Source organism: Frankia sp. CeTa3Moorea (assembly GCF_978021225.1).
Map to the genome: position 1 here is coordinate 1 of NZ_CDXDOR010000281.1, position 2,824 is coordinate 2,824.

Annotated in this window: 1 protein-coding gene and 1 riboswitch; the gene reads right to left on the reverse strand. The window is 70.9% G+C overall.

Going from position 1 to position 2,824, the window contains the following annotated elements:
• Positions 1 to 183 precede the first annotated feature (183 nt).
• Positions 184 to 2,310 (reverse strand): Stk1 family PASTA domain-containing Ser/Thr kinase, encoded by a 2,127-nt coding sequence (gene pknB / locus AC08OV_RS24330; protein WP_476620406.1) that lies wholly within the window; start codon positions 2,308 to 2,310, stop codon positions 184 to 186.
• A gap of 271 nt (positions 2,311 to 2,581) precedes the next feature.
• Positions 2,582 to 2,695: riboswitch (TPP riboswitch) on the forward strand.
• Positions 2,696 to 2,824: the final 129 nt, after the last annotated feature.

The window sequence follows — 2,824 nt, forward strand, 5'->3', positions numbered from 1 at the left end:
CCATGACCCCCGCCACCATGACCCCCGCCACCACTGAGACGTCGGCCGCCGCGAGCCGGCGGGCCACCGGCCACGACCACGCGCTGCCTTCACGCCGTCGTCTCCCCGGGGAACCGGTCGCGGATCTCTCGCCCGCCGCGCGATTCGTCGCACAATGTGATCAACCTGGTGGGGGATGGCGGCTCAGCCGAGGGGGTCCCACGTTGTGTTGACGTGCACGGTACTTCCTTTTTCGATTTTGGCCCCGGCCTGGGCGGACTGCGACGTCACCCGGTCGCCCGGCCCGCCGATCCAGCCGATACGGTCGATCTTCAACCCCCGGCGCCGCAGGATGTTCTCGGCTTCCCGGTAGCTCTTCCCGACCACGTTCGGCACGGGGACCTGGATCCCGCTGCCGTCGCCCCCGGAACCGTCGTCGTCGTCGAACCTGCCGGCCTCGGCCACGGTGAGGGTGACGGTGCCGCCGGGTGAGATCGGCTGCCCCACGTCGGGAGAGACCCCGAAGACCTGACCGGGCTGCACGGCGTCGTTCACGGCACCGATACGCTGCACCACGAGGCCGATGTTCAGGCCGACGAGCTCGGCCCTGGCCTCCTCGAACGACTTGCCGATGATGTCGGCCGGCACCGGCTTCGCCGCGGGGCCCGTCGAAGTGATCACGACGACCTTGTCCTTCGGCTTGAGTGCGGTGCCGGCCCCGGGGTTCGTACCGATCACATGGCCCGCCGGCACCGTGTCACTGGACTGTGGGCTCAGGCCGCCGAGGGTCAGGTTCACTTCGGCCAGCCGGGCCTTGGCCTGGGCCTCGGTGAGGTTCGCCAGGTCCGGCACGCGCACCGTCGCGGGCCCGGAGCTCAGCCGCAGGGTGATGAGCGCGCCCTTGTCGACCTTCGACCCGTCCTGGGGATCCTGCTGGGAGACGTGGCCGACCGGCACCGTGGCGCTGGTGACCGGGTCGAGGTAGGTGAACTGGAAGCCGGCGTCGCGCAGCATCTTCTCGGCGTCGGATCTGCTCAGGTTTGTCAGCAGCGGGACCTCGGTCCCTCCGCCGGACAGGGAACGGAACGCGAGGATCCCGAGCAGCAGGACCAGGACGGCCACGCCACCGACGACGACCGGGATGAGCCCCCGGGAGCGTGGCGATGCGGCGGCCCGTCGCCGCCCGCGCCCGCCACCACCCCCGAGATAGGCCGTGGCGGTCGGGGAGGGCGGGGAGGCGGATCGATAGAGCGCGCCGGTGCCTGGCTGGCCCGGCCCGGCACCGGCGAACGCGCGCTCCGCGGCGGCCCCCGCCCCGGCGCCCTGGGAGTCGTCGTAGTCCTCGGCCTGGAACGGCTGGGTGTACCCGGGATCCTGGGTGTACCCGGGATCCCGAGCCCCTGGAGGCCGCTCGGCCAACCCGATCCGTTCGATCTCGCCGGTGAACCCGCTCGGGTAGGCGTCCTGCGGGGGCAGGAACGGCTCGATGCGCCGCAGCTCCGCCAGCAGCGCCGCACCATCGGCCGGCCGGCGCGCCGGGTCGCGGGCGGTGGCCCGGAGAACAAGACCGTCCAGCTCGGCGGGAATGCCCTCGATCATGGTGGACGGCGCCGGCACGTCGCCGTGGACGGACTGGTAGGCCACCGACATCGGGGTGGCGCCGCTGTGCGGGAGCTGCCCGGTCAGGGATTCGAAGAGCACCACACCGGCGGCGTAGACGTCGCTGCGGGTGTCGGCGACGCCGTGGGTGACCTGCTCAGGGGCGAGGTACCCGACAGTGCCCATCACCACCCCGCCGGTGAGGGCCTGGGTGGGCTGGCTCACCGGACGGGCGAGGCCGAAGTCCGCGACCTTCACTTGGCCGTCGTCACCGAGCAGGATGTTCTCGGGCTTGATGTCGCGGTGGATGATGCCGGCGGCATGCGCGGCGCCGAGGGCTTCGATCACGGGCTCGATGATCTCGATGGCCTCGGCGACCGGGAGCCGGCCCCGGGCACCCAGGTGCTGGCGCAGCGACCGGCCGCGCACCAGCTCCATCACCAGGTAGTTGACCAGACCGGCGGGGATGTGGTCGGAGCCCTGGTCGAGGACGGAGACGACGCGCGGGGTGTTGAGCCGCGCCACGGCCTTGGCCTCGCGATGGAAACGGGTGACGAACTCCGGGTCGTGATTGAGAGTGGGATGCATGACCTTGAGGGCAACGAGCCGGTCCAGCCGGTTGTCGTGCGCGACGTACACCGTCGCCATCCCGCCGACGGCGAGCCGTTCCTGCGCCGTGTAGCGGCCGTCGAGAAGCCGACCTATGACGGGGTCGGCCACGGTGGCATCCACGAGGGAGAGTTTACGATCGTTGCCGAAGGATGCCGCTACCGGAGCCCCGCGAGGTTAACCCGGATACGCCGTTCGAGCGAGAAGTACCTCGTCGCGCAGCATGGTGTCTACCGGATGAAACCCGGATGCCCACATTGAATCGGCTCCCGAGGTCGAGATGATCGTCGACGGGCGTGGATCAGTGTCGCAGATCAGTGTCGCAGATCGGCGTCGCAGATCGGCGTCGCGGCGGGACACCCGAAGCCGCGGCCGGGGAGCAGCGGTTACACTGTCGATTGCTCCGGGGAGCCCGCGGACGTGGGCTGAGAGGCCGGCCAGTATCCCGTCGGCGACCCGTATACCCGATCGCGGTCATGCGCGCGTGGGGAGGATGAAAGATCGTGCCGCAGCACCCACTACGTCCTGCCGGCTCCCGTCCCGGTGATTCTCCTCCCGATGGTTCCTGTCTCGGCGGCCTCGCCGGTGAAGGTGCCTCCTCCGGTGGCGACGCCGACGGCGACGGCGGGGGTGGGGG